13 protein-coding genes and 2 pseudogenes are annotated in these 18,946 nt (G+C 60.4%); 9 read left to right on the forward strand and 6 right to left on the reverse strand.

Annotated elements, in window-relative coordinates; genetic code table 11:
* The first annotated feature begins 49 nt into the window (after positions 1–49).
* On the forward strand, positions 50–949 hold the full coding sequence (locus QA640_RS17240) for a GNAT family N-acetyltransferase (protein WP_283041780.1): 900 nt from the start codon (positions 50–52) through the stop codon (positions 947–949).
* Positions 950–1,216: 267 nt separating this feature from the next.
* On the opposite strand, the pseudogene QA640_RS17245 reads toward QA640_RS17240, so the two are convergent.
* A pseudogene (locus QA640_RS17245) lies at positions 1,217–1,850 on the reverse strand (tyrosine-type recombinase/integrase).
* A 295-nt stretch (positions 1,851–2,145) separates the two neighbouring features.
* On the opposite strand from QA640_RS17245, the gene QA640_RS17250 reads away from it, so the two are divergent.
* Positions 2,146–2,556 (forward strand): DoxX family protein, encoded by a 411-nt coding sequence (locus QA640_RS17250; protein WP_283041781.1) that lies wholly within the window; start codon positions 2,146–2,148, stop codon positions 2,554–2,556.
* Positions 2,557–2,850: 294 nt separating this feature from the next.
* On the opposite strand, the gene QA640_RS17255 is transcribed toward QA640_RS17250, so the two are convergent.
* The gene (locus QA640_RS17255) at positions 2,851–3,591 is read right to left on the reverse strand and encodes a hypothetical protein (RefSeq protein ID WP_283041782.1); all 741 of its coding nucleotides are present in this window, start codon (positions 3,589–3,591) and stop codon (positions 2,851–2,853) included.
* Positions 3,592–3,886: 295 nt separating this feature from the next.
* On the opposite strand from QA640_RS17255, the gene QA640_RS17260 reads away from it, so the two are divergent.
* The 5 genes from QA640_RS17260 (at position 3,887) to QA640_RS17280 (ending at position 13,044) form a co-directional block, all read left to right on the forward strand.
* A complete protein-coding gene (locus QA640_RS17260) occupies positions 3,887–4,924 on the forward strand; it encodes an ABC transporter substrate-binding protein (protein WP_283041783.1) in 1,038 nt (345 codons plus the stop codon).
* Positions 4,925–5,149: 225 nt separating this feature from the next.
* Positions 5,150–6,139, forward strand: coding sequence for an ABC transporter substrate-binding protein (locus tag QA640_RS17265; RefSeq protein WP_283041784.1), 990 nt, complete (start codon positions 5,150–5,152; stop codon positions 6,137–6,139).
* Positions 6,140–6,901: 762 nt separating this feature from the next.
* Complete coding sequence (locus tag QA640_RS17270) at positions 6,902–8,626, forward strand: adenylate/guanylate cyclase domain-containing protein (protein ID WP_283041785.1); 1,725 nt, start codon at positions 6,902–6,904, stop codon at positions 8,624–8,626.
* Between the two features lie 580 nt (positions 8,627–9,206).
* A complete protein-coding gene (locus QA640_RS17275) occupies positions 9,207–12,758 on the forward strand; it encodes an adenylate/guanylate cyclase domain-containing protein (protein WP_283041786.1) in 3,552 nt (1,183 codons plus the stop codon).
* A 28-nt stretch (positions 12,759–12,786) separates the two neighbouring features.
* The gene (locus QA640_RS17280; protein WP_283041787.1) at positions 12,787–13,044 is read left to right on the forward strand and encodes a DUF4242 domain-containing protein; all 258 of its coding nucleotides are present in this window, start codon (positions 12,787–12,789) and stop codon (positions 13,042–13,044) included.
* Positions 13,045–13,192: 148 nt separating this feature from the next.
* Here the strand turns inward: QA640_RS17280 and QA640_RS17285 are convergent, their stop codons facing one another.
* The 4 genes and pseudogenes from QA640_RS17285 to QA640_RS17300 form a co-directional block, all read right to left on the reverse strand.
* Positions 13,193–14,575, reverse strand: a complete 1,383-nt coding sequence (locus QA640_RS17285) for an FAD-binding oxidoreductase (RefSeq protein WP_283042814.1) — start codon at positions 14,573–14,575, stop codon at positions 13,193–13,195.
* Between the two features lie 346 nt (positions 14,576–14,921).
* Positions 14,922–15,239 (reverse strand): hypothetical protein, encoded by a 318-nt coding sequence (locus QA640_RS17290; protein ID WP_283041788.1) that lies wholly within the window; start codon positions 15,237–15,239, stop codon positions 14,922–14,924.
* A 1,385-nt stretch (positions 15,240–16,624) separates the two neighbouring features.
* A pseudogene (locus QA640_RS17295) lies at positions 16,625–16,870 on the reverse strand (hypothetical protein); the annotation flags it as partial.
* A 213-nt stretch (positions 16,871–17,083) separates the two neighbouring features.
* Positions 17,084–17,797 (reverse strand): hypothetical protein, encoded by a 714-nt coding sequence (locus QA640_RS17300; RefSeq protein WP_283041789.1) that lies wholly within the window; start codon positions 17,795–17,797, stop codon positions 17,084–17,086.
* Between the two features lie 205 nt (positions 17,798–18,002).
* On the opposite strand from QA640_RS17300, the gene QA640_RS17305 reads away from it, so the two are divergent.
* Both QA640_RS17305 and QA640_RS17310 read left to right on the forward strand, forming a co-directional pair.
* Entirely contained in the window at positions 18,003–18,332 is a 330-nt protein-coding gene (locus QA640_RS17305) for a hypothetical protein (RefSeq protein WP_283041790.1), read from the forward strand.
* An 80-nt stretch (positions 18,333–18,412) separates the two neighbouring features.
* Positions 18,413–18,943: a gamma carbonic anhydrase family protein gene (locus QA640_RS17310; RefSeq protein WP_283041791.1), complete on the forward strand. Its 531-nt coding sequence runs from the start codon at positions 18,413–18,415 to the stop codon at positions 18,941–18,943.
* Positions 18,944–18,946: the final 3 nt, after the last annotated feature.

Genomic DNA, 18,946 nt, shown 5'->3' on the forward strand with positions numbered 1-18,946 from the left:
CCGGTTCTATGGTTGGTCCGGCGTGCCGATACCGGAGGAGGACTCGAAAATGGCTGTCGTGTGCCGACCCGCTCGAGTGGACGATTTGAAGCGAGCCGATGAGATCGTGGTTGCAAGCATCAATGAACTCACTGAACGGCGGGGCTTCGGAAAGATGGCAACCTCGCACCCTCCGAATTTTCAGGCCTTCTCGCTAAGAGACGATAGCGAAGGTCTATGGGTAGCCGACGAAGACGGAGAAATCATCGGCTTCGCGTGGAGTTGGGTTTGTGGTGAGCTTTGGTTTTTGGCGCAGCTGTTCGTGTCGCCTGGTCGCCAGAGCGACGGCATTGGCCGTCAGCTTATCAGCAAGACGTTCGATCATGCACGAATGCGCGCAACATCCATCAGAGCTCTAATTACTTTCGCGTTTAACAACGTGTCTCAAGGGCTCTACATTCGTCACGGACTATTCCCGCGCTTCCCGATCTACATGGTCAGTGTGCCTCGTGATCAGCTGGCGTCGCGGCTGGCTGAGCCGCGGCTCCATCTCGAACCTCTCACGGCCAAGACAGCCAGATTTGACGAACTTGCGGTCATCGATGTCAGTGCTCTCAGCGTTTCCAGAGAGAAGCATCATCGATATCTCCTGGGCGACAGCACGACGAGCGGGTTCACCATCCACGCCGGCAGTGACTGCGTAGGGTATGTCTATATTTCCGAAGGACACATTGGGCCGCTTGCAGTCCTTCGGCAAGATCTCGTGGGTTCCGCGTTTGCTGCTGCTTTATCGTTCGCGGCACGGAGCAATTCTCCAAACATTTCGGCTTTCGTGCCGAGCGCGAGCGAGCCAGCGCTCAAGGCGGCGACGGACTACGCAATGCGTCTAACGTTTCCGATGTTGCTGATGTCGAATCGACAATTCGGAGATTGGGTCAGCTACCTCCCGCGCAATCCGGGCTTCATGTAGCTCAATCCAGGTGAGTTTGAAATTCATGGAGTAACCGGGATTGCGGCCGACCGTTTCCAGTGCAATCAGGGTAAAAATGCGCACCGTTTTCGGTTCGATGTATGCAGCATTAGCTGGATGTGTTTATGGTTTCGCTGTGCTGCACGATTACGCCGGAAAGTGCAGGTCTCCTGCTTGATCGCTCGCACTTTCCAGAAACCAGATCGCCTGTTGGCCCGAAGCGGCTGATGGCCGATGGGCAGAGCATGTCCGCTCTGCCCTGATGATTCAGACATCAACTTGTTCGGCAATCGCGAGCGCGTCGTCCACCTGCCGAGATAGCGGACTGTGCTTTCGATCTTGGTGTGGCCGAGCAAGAGCTGCACGGCTCGCAAATTCCCTGTGCGGCGGTAGATCAGCGTTGCCTTGGTCCGGCGCAGGGAGTGGGTGCCAAACACCCTCGGGTCAAGCCCGATGCTTGTCACCCAGTCGGCAAGAAGGCGAGCAGGCGAGTCGTCATTGCCCGATCGCGCCCACGACGCCCAGTGAACAGATACTCACCTGGTCTCTTGCCGGCTTCCCTCAAGAAGTCGTCAACGGCTTGCCGGGTCTGATCCGTCAACTCGAACTTGACCGGCCTCCCGGTCTTCTGCCGGACGGTCGCACGATCGACCGCATAGCCATTCGGCGCACAGGGAATTAGCGAGCCGTGCAGCCTCAAGGCGACGACGTCGCAACCACGCAACTTGCTGTCGATCGCAAGGTTGAAAACGGCAAGGTCGCGGGTCCGTCTTTCGATCAGGAGCCGGGTTCGGATCGACCAGACTTGGTTTGGCCGAAGCGGAGGTTTGGCTCCGATCAACTTTCCCTTGTTCCAGGGTGTCCGGTGAGCTTTGGTGGAGAGGCTGTCGTCGTCAGGCATGACCGTACTCCTCGGTTGTGAGGGTGCCGAGCATGCGTGATGACGCGCAGATCGTGTCTGCTTTCAGTGGCTTGCGGCCGTGGAGCGCTCGGGGCCATCTTAGGTACGCAGCGAATGACCCCCAGCGGACATTGACGCACCGCGAAGGACGCCAGTCGCTGGTGCTCGGGATCCAGGAGCCCCGGGGGCGCGGTCAGGCGGAGTGGCTTCAAAAGCAAAGCCGACCGTGGTAGCTCTAAGTGCAATGCATAACGAGTGTCCGCACGCACCCGACCATGCCCAGGGGGGAGTCGTGATGAAATGCAGTTCTCATCCTCTGCTGTCAGCGGCCGACGGCTTCGCAACGAACAGCGCCGACGTTCTGATCTTGCTCGCACGCGTCCTGCTCGCATGGGTTTTCGTGGGAGTAGCGTATGGAAGTGCCATCAATTTCGCCGGCTCATTGGGCTACTTCACGTCCCTGAAAGTACCGGCGCCTCTCCTGTTCACGTCCGCGGCTCTCTTTTTCGAGATCCTGCTTTCCTCAGGTTTGATCCTGGGCCTAGGCACACGCTATTGCGCAATACTGACCATCGTGTTCGTCGTCGTCGCGACGGCGATCGCGCACAGGTACTGGGAATATCCGGCTGGCGCCCAACAGATCGCACAGTACACCAATTTCTTGAAGAACATTTCCATCATCGGGGCGCGCTGGCGATCTTCGTGACTGGAGGCGGCCGCTACTCGCTGGATTGCGCGCTGGCGCGATCATAGCTGTTCGTCCTCGGCCGAGGTCCGCTCGCTACGTCAGAGCAGACCAGATTTGCTCAACCTGAGTTCTTCGCTGTTTGACCCACAGCGGAAGTTCGGCACGGCGAGCAACGCGACGGTTGGCGCGGCCGCTTGCCCAATAGGCGTTCCACCAGCTCGTGCGACTGTCACAAACCCTTAGCCTGGATTTCGGGATTTTGGGCGTCATCGCAACAAAGGCTTAGATTTTGAAGATCGTTTTGCTCATTGGTTAAGGCCGAGCCTTCGAAGCATATGGCCAAAGCGGGACGCGAAAAATCTTGTAGCCAGCGATTTCAGGAAACCCGTCCGCTGCGTCAGGAGACACGAGGGCCAGCACAGCAGCCGTCACCTCGCCATTGCTGAGCCGATCGATCGCCGCGCTGTATCCTGCACTCACCTTGACGGAGACCCCTGCCACCACAAACCCGACCCAAACATCAACGCTGGATGCAGAATACCTTTCATCCATCGCAACACTTTTACCCGCAAGATCGGCTACCGACTTGATCTGCGGACGAGCCATTACAACGGCAACCAGGAGGTCCGTGGGGACATTGTCCGTCATTCGCTCCGCGACCTCGGTCGCAGCCGCCACCTGCTCTTTCATGGTTCTGCTTTTAGAATTCGGAAAGAGACCCACAGTGGGCTGCCCTATCGTACCCAAATCCGCATCGGCTTTGCTTTTCGGCTCGAGTTGCGTCCTCAATGAGGGAGGCGGGAGCGGGACGCGAGTTGCCGTAGGCTCAGTTTTTGCTCTGATGCTTGCAGGTTTTGCTTTCTTGGCGATGAAACGGGCAACCCTGTCACGGACCCGAAGAGGGGGCGGCTTTTCGTTCTTGAGCTTGGTTTCTGTCGGCGGATCGGTCTTCAATGATGCGAATTCGATCGGCTGATGAGCCGCCGTTCCGGTAGCCGCTTGGTATGATGGTTGACGGCTGCAGCCGACCAAGGTCGCCGCGAGCGCGATCACGAGAAGCGTTCTCAAACAATCCACCTCAGAGGATGAATGTCCGCCGTCATTCGCTTTGCGTATTGATCTCCGCGCTAAGGGTCTATCTCTTGCGCAAAAATGTTAAGGGCGCACTAACCGTCAGGGATCCTTAGTGCGCGATCCCCCATATGGTTAATGTCGGCTCGGCTGTGGCAACTTCGAGTTTGCACCTTAGCGAATTTCTGTCGCCAACGTGCGTCTCGCACCAGAACTGGTCATATGTCAGCTTGTCACCCCAACTCGGACATGAGCCGAGCTTCGTAGCGCGGCGCACTTGCCGGGCCGAACTGAACAGATACTATCGATCGCGGCGATCCTTGGAGCGGTAGATATGAAGCGTCGAGATTTCATCCTGACGTCCGGCGCGGCCGCACTTTGGTCGGCCGCCGCGCGAGCGCAACAGGCTGCATCGGTGCCAGTGGTAGGCGTTCTTGGCAGCGGGAGCTCGGAGGGGTGGGCGCCGCTTACGGCTGCGTTTCGGCGAGGTCTCGGCGAGACGGGCTATATCGAGGGCAAAAACCTTGCCATGGAATACCGCTGGGCGGAAGGTCAGTACGATCGCCTGCTCACAATGGCGACCGATTTGGTCCAACGCCAGCTATCCGCGATCGCCGCTTTCACGACCCCGGCGGCGCTCGCCGCAAAAAGGACGACCGCGGCGATCCCGATCGTTTTCACTACTATCGGCAATCCCGTGCAGATTGGTCTGGTGCCCAGTCTCAGCCGGCCGGCCGGAAACGTCACCGGCGTGACCTCTTTGAACGTGCAGGTGGGACCGAAGCGCTTAGAGTTGATGCACGAACTCCTGCCAGCGGCGAAAGATATTGCGCTGTTGGTAAACCCGAAAAATCCCACCACGGAAAACCAGTTGAGGGAGATGCAGGCCGCGGCGAATACGCTCGGACTGCAGCTCCATGTCCTGCATGCGAGCACTGAGAGCGATTTTGACCAGGTCTTCGCTCGCGCTGGTCAATTGCGGTCCAGTGGATTGGTGATCGGCGGAGATATTCTCTTCACGGCGAATAGCGACAAACTCGCCAAGATGGCGCTGCAGCATGCGCTCCCCGCCATCTTTCAGGGCGGCACCTTCGCCGCGGCTGGCGGCATAATGGACTATGGCGGCGACTTTGCCGAAGCGAGCCGCCTTGCCGGCGTCTACACGGGCCGCATCCTGAGAGGCGAAAAGCCTGCAGACCTGCCGGTGCAGCAGGCAACCAAGGTTCAGTTGGTTGTCAACTTGAAGACGGCGAAGGCGCTCGACATCACTGTGCCCCTCTCCCTGATCGGACGCGCCGACGAGGTGATCGAATAGCTCTACTCTTGCCGCGCTGCATGAGTCCGGAAGTTGGCCCTTCGCGACAGATCTAGCGGGTATCGCTGAGGTCTCCTGTCAGAGGCAGAGCCGACTTGATTTGCTCGCAGCAGGTATTACGGCTCGTGACCCGCAGCCGACGTCTACGGGTCGCTCGTTACGCTGGTCGAAAGCCGGGCGTTGTGTTTTGATCGGCGCCTCACAGAACGCGCAGTGGGGGACAGAATGGAGCGGCGCAAGTTTTTGCAATTGGCCGGCGGTGCCGCGATGGCGTGTCCGCTGCCGGCATTGGCCCAGCAGAGCGCGAACCTGCCGCTAGTCGCACTGATCGGGGCAGGACCGGAGCAGGTTGCGACTGCAAGAGTAGCCTCACTGCGCGCGGGTCTTAAACAAGCCGGCCTTGTCGAAGGCAGGGATTATCGTCTCACGCTGCGCTTCGCCAATGGTGACTACGCGCGGCTGCAAGAGCACGTCAAAGAGCTGGATGGCTCGAAGCCTCGGGTCTACGTGGTACTGGGCGGTGGTGTCGGTCTGACACACCAGCTGGTGCCGAACACACCTTTGGTCTTCACATCCATTGCAGTCGATCCCATCGCACTCGGCTGGGCAGAAAGCTATGCGAGGCCGGGCGGCATGATTACGGGCAACGTCCAGAATGCCTTGGGCGGCTGGGAGAGTGTCTTCACAAAGCTCCTCGGATTTTTCAAGGAGATGGTGCCAAACCTGACACGGCTGGCGATAATTGAACTTGCGGAAAATCTTAAACTTTGGGGAGACCTGCCGCAAAAGATATCCGGGCAAATGGGCATTGAGATTTCGACCTACCCGTTGCGGACGGTCGACGATATTGAGGACGCCATCACAGCGGGGCAACGCGATGGTGTAAGCGCTTTTTACCCGAGCACCGATGCGAGACTGACGCCCCGCATTCCCCAAGTTGTGGCCTCTCTTGCAAAGACCGGTAAACCATCGTGCGGCCCCTATCCTGGGTGGGCGCGAGCTGGGCTGTTGATGTCATACTCAACAGATTGGGAGGATCAGGCTCGTCGCGCTGGTGGTCAGGTCGCCCAAATTCTTCGCGGCGCGAAGCCCGGCGATCTCCCGATCGAGCAGGCGGACAAGTTCACTTTGGTCATCAATCTGAAAACCGCGAAGGCGCTCGGTATCGCTGTCCCCGCGAGCGTGCTCGCGCTGGCTGACGAGATGATCGAATAGCTGCGCTCTTCCGGTACTGCCCCTTCGCGACGTATTGCACCGCCACCAGACCTCGGTCGCGAACGGGACACAGCGGAAGTCGACGGACAGCCGAGTGTTGCAGATGGCGACGCTCGTGACCCAAAGCCAGCGGTAAACCGCGCTACGTCACGTTTTCCGCGATACAGCGGTGAAGCTCCCTGTCAAGCGGATCATTGTTGGGCCGGCCGACGGCGCGGACGAACGTAGCCGCGCATTGAGCCGTCGCTTGCAATAACGCGATGACACGGGATCGATGGGTCGTAATTCGTGCGCATTATGGCACCAACCGCGCGTGCAGCTTTCGGATTGCCGGCTTTAGCAGCGACAGCTTTGTACGTCATGGTCTTCCCCTTTGGGATCTTGCGCACGATGTCGCGGACCTTATCTGAAAACGTTTTCATAGGCCGAGTGTAGCACGTTTCTCAGAAGGTTTTCGCCATTTTTACTTTCGATTGGAACGAGCGCGTCGCGTTGGCACGGAAGATTCGACCGGACGTGCCGGTGTTAGTTTCGAAGTGCGCGCCGCCGTCTTAACATTGTGGGCAGCTATTGGCCCTGTGCCGAACAGCGCAGCAGCCATCACGAAGTCGGCTGTCTCTGATGTGGTCCGGACTCTACTCGGCGCTTGCGTCGCCCCCCGGCTCTTGACCTTTTTGGGACGTTCTTCCCAACGAAACTGGTAGAAATTCGAACCATATATGCTTTAATCGGCCTGCGCGGTTGGTTTCGGGACAAACTTCGATGTCGAGCGAGCGCATCGAGCGGCATTTGGCAGCCATTTTGGCGGCCGATGTGGTCGGCTACAGCCGTCTGATGGGCGCGGATGAGCAGGGCACATTCGAAAGAATTCGCGCGCATCGCAAGGAACTGTTTGAGCCAGAAATCACGAGGCATCACGGGCGCATCTTCAAACTCATGGGCGATGGACTCCTCGCGGAGTTTGGCAGCGTCGTGGATGCGGTAAGTTGCGCGGTAGAGCTGCAGCGGTCCATGCTCAAGCGCAACAGCGATGTTTCGGATGAGCAACGCATCGATGTGCGCATCGGGATTAATCTGGGTGATGTGATCGTTGAGGACGGTGATCGCCACGGCGATACCATCAATCTGGCTGCACGTCTTGAACAGGTGGCCCGCCCCAATGGCATCTGCATCTCCGAGAAAGTAAGAATTGAAATCAAGGGCAAGATCGACATTCAGTTCGAGAATGGCGGGGAACAGCGACTAAAAAACATCGCGCAGGCGACCACGGTTTTCCATTGGCGGCCGGAGGGAGCGCCACCATTGGTGACCGCAAGTGCAGACGCGGAAGGGATCGGGAAGCCTGCCGGAGCAAAACCTTCACTGGCGCTGTCCCCGCTTGATGTATTAGGCGGCGACCCGCGAGTCGTGCCCCTGGCCGCAGGTCTGAACGAGGCAGTGGCGTCATCGCTTGCCAATCTTACTGGCATATCGCTGGTCACCGAAGCCAATGAGGCCAACTATCATGCTATTGGCAGCGTTCAGACCTCAGGCTCTCGGTTTCGAGTCATCATGAAGATTCTCGACCAACGGTCGAAAAAGCAGTTTTGGTCCGAGCGCTTCGATGGAGATATGGCGTCCACATTCGACGCCTTGGATGATCTGGCTTTTCGTATCTGCTCGGCCTTGCGATACGAGGTCTATGAACGAGAGACGGAACGCTCCCGCCTGCGCTCGCTTGAAGAGCAGACCAACGAGGAACTCATGGGTCAGGCGGGTCATATATTGTTGAATTCGAGACGGGCTGATTACGAGCGATCCGTCACGCTTATCGATCTCGTGGTAAAGAGAGACCCGAACAACTTCATGGCGCTCGCGATCCGGGCGTGGGGAGCAATGGTCGAGGTGGTTTGTGGGTATCGGGAGGTGTCGCCAGCAGACGCGACGATCGCGCTACAGTTCGCGCGAAAAGCGACCGAGCTCAACGGGCGCAGCGATTTTGCGCAACTTATCTATGGCTTGAACCTTCTCTATCTCAAGCGCGATCTCCATGCAGCAGTTCGTCAGGCAAAGCGCTGCCTCGAACTAAACCCCAACTACGCGCTGGCGATCGATCTCCTCGGCATGACGAGGATGTACGCGGGCGATGCAGAGGCCGGACTGCGCGAGTGCAAGCGGGCTCTGGAAGCAAATCCTCGATTCCCGGCGAACAATTGGTTCATGGATAATATGGCGATCGGGAATTTCCTTCGAGAAGACTATCTGGCCGCAATCGAATGGGCTCGTCGTTCCGATCAGATCCATGGCGACATCCCAAGGTGTCTATTGCTGCTGATTAGCTGTTATACCCATGCCGGAGCCGTCGCGGACGCAGGCAGGGAAGCCGAACGTCTTATGCAAGCCTGCCCGGATTTTCGTATGCGCGATCTAAGACGGTGGCCATTTCTCAGAGAGCAGGACTGGGCTAGATTTGCCGACGGGCTCATGAAAGCCCGGCTATGCCAGTGACCCAGTTACCAGCCCACGTCCGTTGCAGCCACGTCCCGACGACCTAGATCAGTTGCTTGCAATGAAGCAGTCGGTAGTCGCTTGACAACGAACGACCGCTTCTGATGGCCCATCGCGACAGATCTAGCGGGTATCGCTGAGGTCTCCTGTCAGAGGCAGAGCCGACTTGATTTGCTCGCAGCAGGTATTACGGCTCGTGACCCACAGGTGAACATGGCAATGCGTTGGTCTAGACTTCCAAGTCGATCTCGACTTGGACCTCTTCGCTATTCCGGCCGAATGCGATGTAGGGCAGCATTTGCGACATTATCGCGCTGCGGCAGTTCTATGCGCGGCTGCACGTTTGCGGTAAAGTGCAGCGTGATTGCGTAGGGACTTAGGTGTTGCATCGGCACGAGGTCCTATCGAGAGTGATCTGCGGCTGCCGAAGTACTCGCTGCAGAATATCGTCCGCGCCCGCTCAACCCGGAACCAAGAGAGCGGGCGAGGCACTTTCCCCGGCGAAAGGCGCACACGCGCTCCACAGTTGACCGGGAGCAAGAACCATGAGGAGGAAACATCTAAAGCAGCGAGCGGGCTCATGAGCCAAGACATCAATACATGGCTGCGCGCTCTTGGCCTCGGGCAATATTGTGATGCCTTCGCCGCCGGTGATGTCGACCTGAGGGTGCTCCCGCATCTTACGGAGACGGATCTTCGCGAACTGGGGGTATCGCTCGGACACCGCAAGATCATCCTGGCCGCGGTGGCCGAGTCCTTCGGAGGCGCGCTATCGGCGGCAAACGCCAACTCTCTCCTTGCGAACGATAAGCCGTTGCCGCGCGCTCCCCCCGAGCGGCCGCCGGAGCGACGCCTGCTGAGCGTCCTGTTCTGCGATCTGGTTGAGTCCACCGAATTATCTCGGCGGCTCGATCCCGAGGACCTGCGGGAGGTGCTGCGTAGCTACCAAGATCGGGTCTCCGGCGCAGTCACCCGCTATGGCGGCTACGTCGCCCGTTATCTGGGCGATGGTGTCATGGCGTATTTCGGATGGCCGTGTGCCTACGAGGATCACGGCGAGCGCGCGGTTCGAGCTGGGATTGAGGCCCTGGCCGCCGTGCGACTTCTGAGAACCAAGGACGTCGAGCTCAACGCGCGCGTTGGGATTGCCACGGGGCGAGTCGTTGTCGGGGACCTCTTTGCCGGCTCTGTCCGAGAGGAAGGCGCGGTCGCCGGCGAGACCCCCAATCTGGCAGCCAGGCTCCAGGCGATCGCCCAACCCAATCAACTCGTCGTCGCGGAGGCGACCAGGCGACTGATCGGCGACGCCTTCGTCGTCGAGGACCTCGGTGAGAAGCCTCTTAAGGGATTCGGGACAGGCACCCGCGTGCATCTCGTTAAGTCCGAGCGAGAGGTCGAAAGCCGATTCCATGCGGCGCATGCCGGAGAGCTGTCGCCATTCGTAGGTCGCGTGCACGAGCTCGCGCTACTCGTTGAAAGGTGGGAGCTTGCGCGCGCAGGAGAGGGACAGGCAATCCTGCTCTCGGGGGATGCCGGCATCGGCAAATCCCGGTTGGTACAGGCCTTTACAGAAAAACTAGGCGCGATGCCGCCGCATGTCGTCCTGCGGTTTCAATGCTCGCCCTATCATACCCACAGTACCCTGTTTCCGATTGTTCAGAATCTCGGCCGTGCCGCCGACTTTCGGCCGGGCGATAGCAACCAGCAACGGCTCGACAAGCTCGAGCATATGCTCGCCGACGTGGGCGCGGACATTCGGACGGTGGCTCCCGTTTATGCAGAGCTTCTGTCCCTCGATTGCCATGATCGGTACGGCAAGATCGACCTGACGCCACAGCAAAGGAAGAGCTTCACACTGCAGACGCTGGTGGACCGGTTCCTGCAGCGCGCCGCGCGCTCTCCAGTGTTGATCATGGTCGAGGACGCTCACTGGATCGATCCCACTACGACCGAGCTGCTCGATGCGCTGATGGCGCCAATCAACCGAGCACCGATCATGTTGCTCGTGACACACCGGCCGAGCTGGACTTGTGAATGGCCTAGCCTTTACAGCCATGTGCTGCAGCTTTCCCTCGGGCCGCTGGCAAAGCCTCAGATCGCCGATATGGTGCGACACATTGCCGGCGCCACTGCCAGCGCGCGCGTGATCGATGAGATCGTCGGTCGGACCGATGGCATCCCCCTGTTTATCGAGGAGCTGGCCCACTCTCTGGTCGAGCGCAAGGCCGGCGTCGGCGAATTCGAGGTGGGGCTTCCGACGACGCTGCAGGGCTCCTTGATGGCACGCCTCGATCGCTGCCAGCCGACCGCGAAAGAAACCGCCCAAATCGCCTCTGTCATCGGCCGCGAGTTCAGCCGAGACCTGCTTGCTCATGTGTGCGATTTTCCGGCCGCCGATCTCGATGCTGCCGTCGCCGAGCTGATGGCGGCGCATCTGGTTCTGAGAGGGGGGCCTTCCGAGGATGCCTTGGCGTTCAGGCACGCCCTCATTCAGGACACGGCATACCAGTCCCTGCTGACGAGCAGAAAACAGCGGTATCATGCGGCAATTGCCCGCGCCCTTGCCGAGTACCACCGTGAGACAGCGGACAGACAGCCGGAGCTGGTTGCGCGACACTTTTCCGAGGCCGGATTACCACAGTTGGCCCTGCCGTTCTGGCGGCGTGCGGGCGAGCGCGCGCTGGCGCGCTCGGCGAACCACGAGGCCATCGAACATTACGGGAAGGCCCTGGCCATCGCCGAGAGACTGCCCGATGCGGAAGGGCGCGAGGACGCCGTGCTCGAGACAAGAATTGCATTGGGTCGGGCGCAGTTGGCGGCTGGCCATCTGCAGCAGGCTTCGGACACGTTCGAGCGTGCCGCCGGCGAGGCACGAGCCCGTGGAAACAGCGATGCACTCGCCAACTGCGCCATCGGATTTGGACAGGCCCGCTTCTACTATCAATCTTTTGATCCTTCCATCGCGCTGCTGCTCGAAGCTTTATCGGCAATCGAAGGAGGAGACAGCCGTCAGCGCTGCCAGATATTGAGTTGGCTCGGTAGAGGGTTCTTGATGAAGGGTGATTTCGCGCGCGCTGACATTTTGAATTCCGAGGCCATCGAAATGGCGCGCCGCCTCGAGGACGACCGCTCTCTCTGTGAAGTTCTGTTTACTCCATTTCTGGGGCCGATCGCGCTCTCGAGGACACAATCTGCGGACCTGCGCAACCGACTGCGCGAGGCGCTCGCGATTGCCGATCGGCTGAATGACGCAGACCTCCGCACCCGAATTCTTTCGGTGCACATCTATTATGCGGCCGAATTTGGCGACTACCAGGGGATGATCTCGGCTTTGGACACGTTTCAGTCAGCAATTGAAGGTCGGCAGATGCTCCACCAGGAATGGGTTGCGCAGCTTGGGCGAGCCATGCAGGCTCTTCTGATCGGCGACTTTCCGACCGCCGAGAAGCTCGCTGAGAACGCGTATGCGATCGGTCGCAGGACGCATGGAGAGAGTGCCGAAGGCGTCTACGGCGTGCAAATGTTCACGATCCGCCGTGAGCAGGGACGCCTGGCGGAGATTGCCCCTGTCATCAAACATTTGATCAATAACGAACCAGACGGCAATACCTGGAAGCCCGGATTCGCGCTCGTCGCGACGGAGCTGGGCTTTAAGCCGCAGGCACAAAAGATGCTGGACGAGTTGCGGCAGACCTGTTTCGCCTTCCCGATGGATGCGAAGCGGAGCACGACGCTTTCCTATCTTGCCGATGTCTGCGCGGCGCTCGAGGACGAGCGCTGCGCGCGCGTTTTGTACGATCTGCTCGAGCCCTACCGCCACGTGACTATCACAGCCGGTATCGCGACCGTCTGCTACGGATCGGCCGGCCGCTTCCTCGGGGCTCTCGCCGACATGCTCGGCGACTGGGATCGTTCCGAAGAGCACTTCGAGGAGGCGCTACAGATGGACCGGCACATGCATGCATGGCCCTGGCTGGCGCATGCGCAGCACCGATACGCGCACATGCTTCGCCGCCGCGGCCGCCATGGCGACATCGCACATGCCGATACGCTGTTGAACGAATCTTTGGCGACGGCGGGTCGCCTGAACATGACCGCTCTGCTTACGAGGCTCCGCGGTCAACTGCACTGATGTGCCACTTCGTACACGGGAGAGGGCCATGCCGCGTTTCATCATCGAGCGAAACTTCGCAGAAAAACTGGAGTTGACGAAGGAAGGAGTCGACAGAGTCGATCTCATCAACGATGAAGAAGGAGTGAAGTGGATCTTCTCCTTTCTGAGTGCCGACAAGCGCAAAACCTACTGTCTTTATGAGGCCGAAAACGCCGACGCCATTCGCAATGCGGCGAGGCGCGCCAATATTCCGGCCGACACGATCATCGAGGTAGACCAGATAACGCCGGCGATGTTTGCGTGAAAGGTAGCATGGCGCTAGGTCGTTTCTGGACCCGACCGACGAAATGCGGCGCAAGGCGTCGCGTTGTCATAGCTGTGCCCTGCGCCGCGGCGGCCCGCGAACAGAGGCTACGCAGCCATTCTGCGGTGGCCAACTTGCTGTCTTCCGGTCAGCCGGCGGGCCGCTGTGCCGCGGCCGGCCGGACGTTCTGATTCAACCGGAACAGGTTATCCGGATCGTACTTGGCCTTCAGCGCCGCGAGCCGCGCGTAGTTCGCGCCATATGCGCTCGACACGCGATCGCCTTCGTCCTCCGGCATGAAGTTGACATAGACACCGCCGGTTGCGTGAGGCGCCGTTTCGGCAAAGAGCTGCCGAGCCCAGTCGATCGATCGCCGGTCGTCGGCTGGTTCGCGCCACCGCGTATGGACATTCATGACAAAATTTGCATCGCGGTGCGGGTAAGCCGTAGCATCGAGCGGGACGCGGCTGGTGGCCCCGGCGAGTTGGGCAATGAAAATCTCGCACTCCGGAGTCGGAAGCCTCGCGGCATAGCTTGCAAGGATGTCGATCAGACCGTCACTGAGTTCAAGGAAATTGTGCGACTTCCAGTAGTTGCGTGCGCCCGGCGTGAGCAGCGGGTCGAATGCGGTCTGCCATGCCGCGTACGGTTGCATGCCGATCATTTCGGCGATCGGCTCTCCGAGCGCCCGAAGCGGCTCCAAGGCGCTCTTGCCGGCGCCTTCGTCGCCTGCATAGCAGAGCGCAAAGACGAGGACTTCCTTGCCGTGGACCTCGGAAGGCAGGAAAGGCAGGGGCGGGGCCTGTCTCAGCACAACCCAGGCCGTCAGCTCGTCGGGTGCTTTCGCCGCAACTCGGCGATATCCCGAAAGAAGCTCCTTTGCGCGCGCAAACGGATAGACAATCAGGCCGGATAGGACCATCGGACCTACGGGATGAAGACGGAATTCGAACGAACTCACGACCCCGAAATTGCCGCCGCCGCCCCGAAGCGCCCAGAACAGGTCCGAATTATCGGACGCGCTCGCTTGCAGGAGCTTGCCGTCAGCAGTTACGACGTCCGCCGAGATCAGGTTATCGGCAGTAAGGCCGAATTTGCGGCCAAGCCATCCAAAACCGCCGCCGAGTGTGAGACCCGCCACTCCTGTCGTCGAGTTGATACCGAGTGGCGTGGCAAGCCCGAAGGCCTGTGCCTCTTTGTCGAAGTCGCCGAGCTTGGCACCCGGCTCAACCCGCGCCGTGCGGCGAGTGGGATCGACCCGAACCGAGCGCATCTGCGAGAGATCGATCAGGAGCCCGCCTTCGCAGACCGCGTTCCCGGCAATGTTATGGCCGCCGCCTCGCACTGCGAGCAAGAGGCCATGCTCACGCGCAAACCGAACGGCATTGGTGATGTCTGCAGCGCCTCTGCAACGGACTGCCATACCTGGGTGGCGGTCGATCATCGCATTCCAGATCGTGCGGGCATCATCATAACCCGCCTCCCCAGGCAGACAAACGCTTCCCCTTAATGTCTGCTGCAAAGCAGCGATCGTCTCGGTTGCAAGGGCAGTCGTCCCGCCCTGCAGCAAGGCCAGCCGGGTTTCGGTCACGTTCACCTCCACGGACTGCGTCGTGTTAAATCCGGCAGTGACGAACCGTTCTGTCGCTGCCGTTCGGCAGAGCGAACGGCAAATCTCCGCCTAGACGTAAGTCCGGTCGACAAGGAGATGGTTCAACTGCGGAAGTCCTTTTGAACAATTTGCCCGCTTGGAACTGTCCAAAGCCGCTTGCGGCGCGCCGAAGGCGCGGGGCTTGACGGCGAATGCGCAGTCCGAGCCATGAGGCACGCCGTTGCCGCAGAACACGCTTTCGGAACTGCGCCGTCATCTCGCGCGGCTACGCGTCGTACGCGACCAGATCCGTGCGGTCGAACAGGAACGCCTGCGCAAACTCGCGGTGGCTCCTGCTGCGGAGACGAAAAGCCCGGACGCGATGGTCCGCCTGATTGCCCGCGTCCTTGGCTCTGGTATCGAAACGGCGGCTTGCGCGGGCTGGCAATGTCCGCGTCCGCAGCGACATGATCCAGCTGGCTTGGCGTTTTATCAGGTTCCAAAAGAACAGCGCCCTGGCCCAATGGTTCGCGGCGCGAACCGCCGACGGACGCGCCAGCACACGCAAGACGATGATTGTGGCGCTGGCGCGTAAGCTGCTCATCGCCCTCTGGCGTCTCGTGACAAGGGGCGAGGTTCCGCAGGGCGTCGTGTTACGTCCGGCATCATGAACGACAGCATGGGCAAGAGAGCAACGATATAGCACAAACGGTTTGGCAGCCCCGTGTGCTCGGGTCTGCCGATAAATCCGAGGTGGCGGTGCCCCGACCTAAAACCATGGCTTCAAATGCCGCTGTGCAGAAGGGGCCCGCCGCCCCGGAGCTTCGCCGATGATGCGTATGACTGCATCGTGGTTGCGATCCCCACACGGATCGACCGAATACAAGGCTGTGGCGTGACTTCTGCGCCCCGATGGCAAGCTCCCCTCGGATCAGTCGTGCCGATCTTCAGGCTGCAAAACTACTCATGTCGGTGAAAGGAGAGCCCCACAATAGCAATTCACAGTGCCTCCAACAGCGCCGAATGACCTTTGTACGTTGCGGCGACAATTATGATGGCTCGGACTGCGCATTCGCCGTCAAGCCCCGCGCCTTCGGCGCGCCGCAAGCGGCTTTGGGGCTTGACCGCTCAGCGTAGCCGAGCAAGGGAGCTATCCATGCCGCAAATGCAATCCAGTGACGTGACAAAATGACTCAACAGCACCGCCACTCTCTCCTTGACACCGATAGGCCCCATACAAGGTTTTTGGACGCCGGCAACAAAGTGGCTCCGCCCCCTCAACTGACCGGCGTCCAAAAAGCGCCAAGGCACGAAGTCGCGGGAGGTTGGGCACCGGTTAAGCAGCGGGCGCTATGAGGAGAGGCGGCAACCCGACAGAGAACGCTTCCACAACTTCCGCGTTTCGGCATGAGGGTTGCACAAGAGTACTTTTAATGTTCGCGACATGTGTAATTTCAAATAGTTGCGCGTGCAGAAATAACACATCCGACAACCACTGCGCGATTAATCGCTCGATCGGTCCCGCGACATGGCTGTATCAATTTCTTGCGAAGCCGAAATATAGACGGCACATTCAAGCAAACTGGTTGGCGCTTTCGTCAAGGCAATTTTCTATCATTGCGTTGTCGGTGCGGCCGATGATGTGGCTGGCCGCATGAAGATGCTGACCCGCGCGCGATCATGTGTTGCACGCCAACACTAGGCTGGTTGATCGTGTTGACCTTGCCATCCCGCTATCGCTGTCCTCTCAGCCGGCTACCGGCCTCTCGGCTCCTGCTCCCGCGCAGCGGGCTGGAGCGCAGCGACTTCGTGCTATGGCCCATCGCGTTGGTTTGACAATGTCGTCTTTTGTGCGGCTTGTGGGTGCTAAGCGGACGTTCAACCAAGATCGTCGAACGGTTGCGGTTATGAGTAGAAGCCCTGGTCTGCTCGCCCCTCCGACCCACGTAACTGCGCCGTCAGCCTCTCCATTGCCTCCGCAACGTCGCGCTACCGCGATAGCGGCTTTGCGGCAGGCGGAAGGTGAGGTCGGCGCCGTCGATGCGGCGCTCCGAATGGCACGTTCCGGGCGTGCTCCATCGTGCAGCGCGCGGTCAACACGAGGCTCGTTGCGAAGAACAGGTCCTCGCTGCCGTAAAGCGTCTCAGCGCGGAACATCCGCATCGTCAGCCCGTCCTCCGGCGACGTCTGATCAAGATAGCGCGGATAGATGGTGGTGACCCGCATCTCCGGTGCATCGGACAGCACGCTTATCTGGTCCGGCGACAGGTTTGCCATGATGACATCGTACCCCTGATTTGCCCGACGTGTCAACTCTTATTCGCAGAATACGAAATTCGGCATCCCAGCGCCAAGCTCCTTTGCATGGGGTTGTTTTCGATATTTTAGTCGGGATGCTCAGCCCGCGTCCTGCAAGCCGATCTTGCGGCAGGGCAGACGAGCCCCCGCTCAGCCCTTCGGGCCGCGCAGCTGCGCCGTCAGCCGGTCCATCGCCCCGGCCACGTCGCGCCACTGCGACAGCCAGCTTCGGGGAAATCGGAAGGTGAGGTCGGCGCCGTCGACACGGCGCTCCGAGAGGCACATGCCGGGCGTGGCCGCATCGCGCGTGCAGCGCGCGGTCAGCGCCGGACTTGCCGCGGAATACAGGTCCTCGTCGCCATAGGGCGTATCGCTGCGGAACATCCGCATCGTCAGCCCGTCCTCCGGCGACGTCACGGCCTGATCGAGATAGCGCGGATAGATGGTGCTAACCCGCAGTTCGGGCGCGAGCGCATCGTGATGCGCTGCGATCGACAGGAAGATGCGGTCGATCGGCTGGATGGCCGCCGGATCCACGTCGTCGGCGGTGAGGTGCTTCGGTGTGCCCGGCACGTCGAGCGAGGGGTAGAGGAAGTCGATGTCGATGCGCTCCTGCGGTCCGGTGTGCCGCTGGATCTTCATCCGGATCGCCGCCGTCGGAACGTTGAACAGCGTGCCGCCGACGCTGACCGGCAGCCTGTCCGGCGCATTGGCGCCGACCACCGTCCCCCAGGTCGGCCACAAGAGATAGGCGACCACGGCCACCGCGCCTGCCGCGAACACGCCGCCGAGCACGAGCGGAGTAAGATGCGCTCTCGTCCGGCCCTGACGGCCGCGGGTGGAAGTTGCCGAAAATACGCTCATCAATGAGGTCGCCGTAAAGTCGGCCGCTGGCCGACGAATCAAGCGCGAATATGCCACGCGGCGACGGTTCCGCGCAGCCTGCCGCACCCCATGGGGGAGGACGGCAGCGGGACGCCCCGTTAACCTTTTCTTAAGGCTAATGTGGCGTTAACCGGCACTTTTTGTCACAGGAAGGGACCGGCGTTGCGTATGGGCGGAACTTCCGATGACTCCTGAGACCTTGAATTCCTTCTTCTCGATCTGCATCGGGTTTGCGCTCGCGGGCGCGCTCGTGAACGGCTACCAGGCGCTTTCGCAGCGGCCTGCCGGCTTCGGGCTCTTGCAGGAGGGGGTGGCGCCGAAGACGTTTGCCGCCGTGCCATTCCTGGTGTTCGCGGCGCCCTTCATCATCATGCGCAACACGCTGCGGGGCGCGCGGCTGGAAAGCCGGCGCGTCGAATTCGTGATGATGGCGACCATCATCGCGGGCTTCTGGAGCATGATGAGCGGCACGTTCTTCCTGATGACGCTGCGCGCCGCCGGCGTGCTCGCCTGAGTGCGCCTTTTTGGCGTGTTGCCGCCTTTGCTTGAACGTCGCAGCTCCGCTATGCCAAGGTTTCGTGACAGGAGACCTCCATGGCGATCTATGAGCTTGACGGGCAGGCGCCCGATCTTCCCGCCGACGGCAACTACTTCATCGCCGACACCGCAACCGTGATCGGCCGCGTGCGCCTCAAGCTCGGCGCCAGCGTCTGGTTCGGCGCGGTGCTGCGCGGCGACAATGAGTGGATCGAGATCGGGGAGGGCTCCAACGTGCAGGACGGCTCGACCTGCCACACCGATCTCGGCTTTCCGCTTCACGTCGGCAAGAACTGCACCATCGGTCACAACGTCATCCTGCACGGCTGCACCGTCGAGGACGGCGCGCTCGTCGGCATGGGCGCGACCGTGATGAACGGCGCGAAGATCGGCCGCAACAGCATCGTCGGCGCCGGTTCCGTCATCACCGAAGGCAAGGAATTTCCCGAGCGCTCGCTGATCATCGGCTCGCCGGCGCGCGTGATCCGCACGCTCGACGACGCGCAAGTCGCGAGGATGGGCAGCGCGGCGGAGTTCTACGTCGCCAATGGCCCGCGCTTCAAGAAGGGCCTGAAGCGGATCGTCTGACGT

The organism is Bradyrhizobium sp. CB82, from assembly GCF_029714405.1.
GTDB lineage: Bacteria > Pseudomonadota > Alphaproteobacteria > Rhizobiales > Xanthobacteraceae > Bradyrhizobium.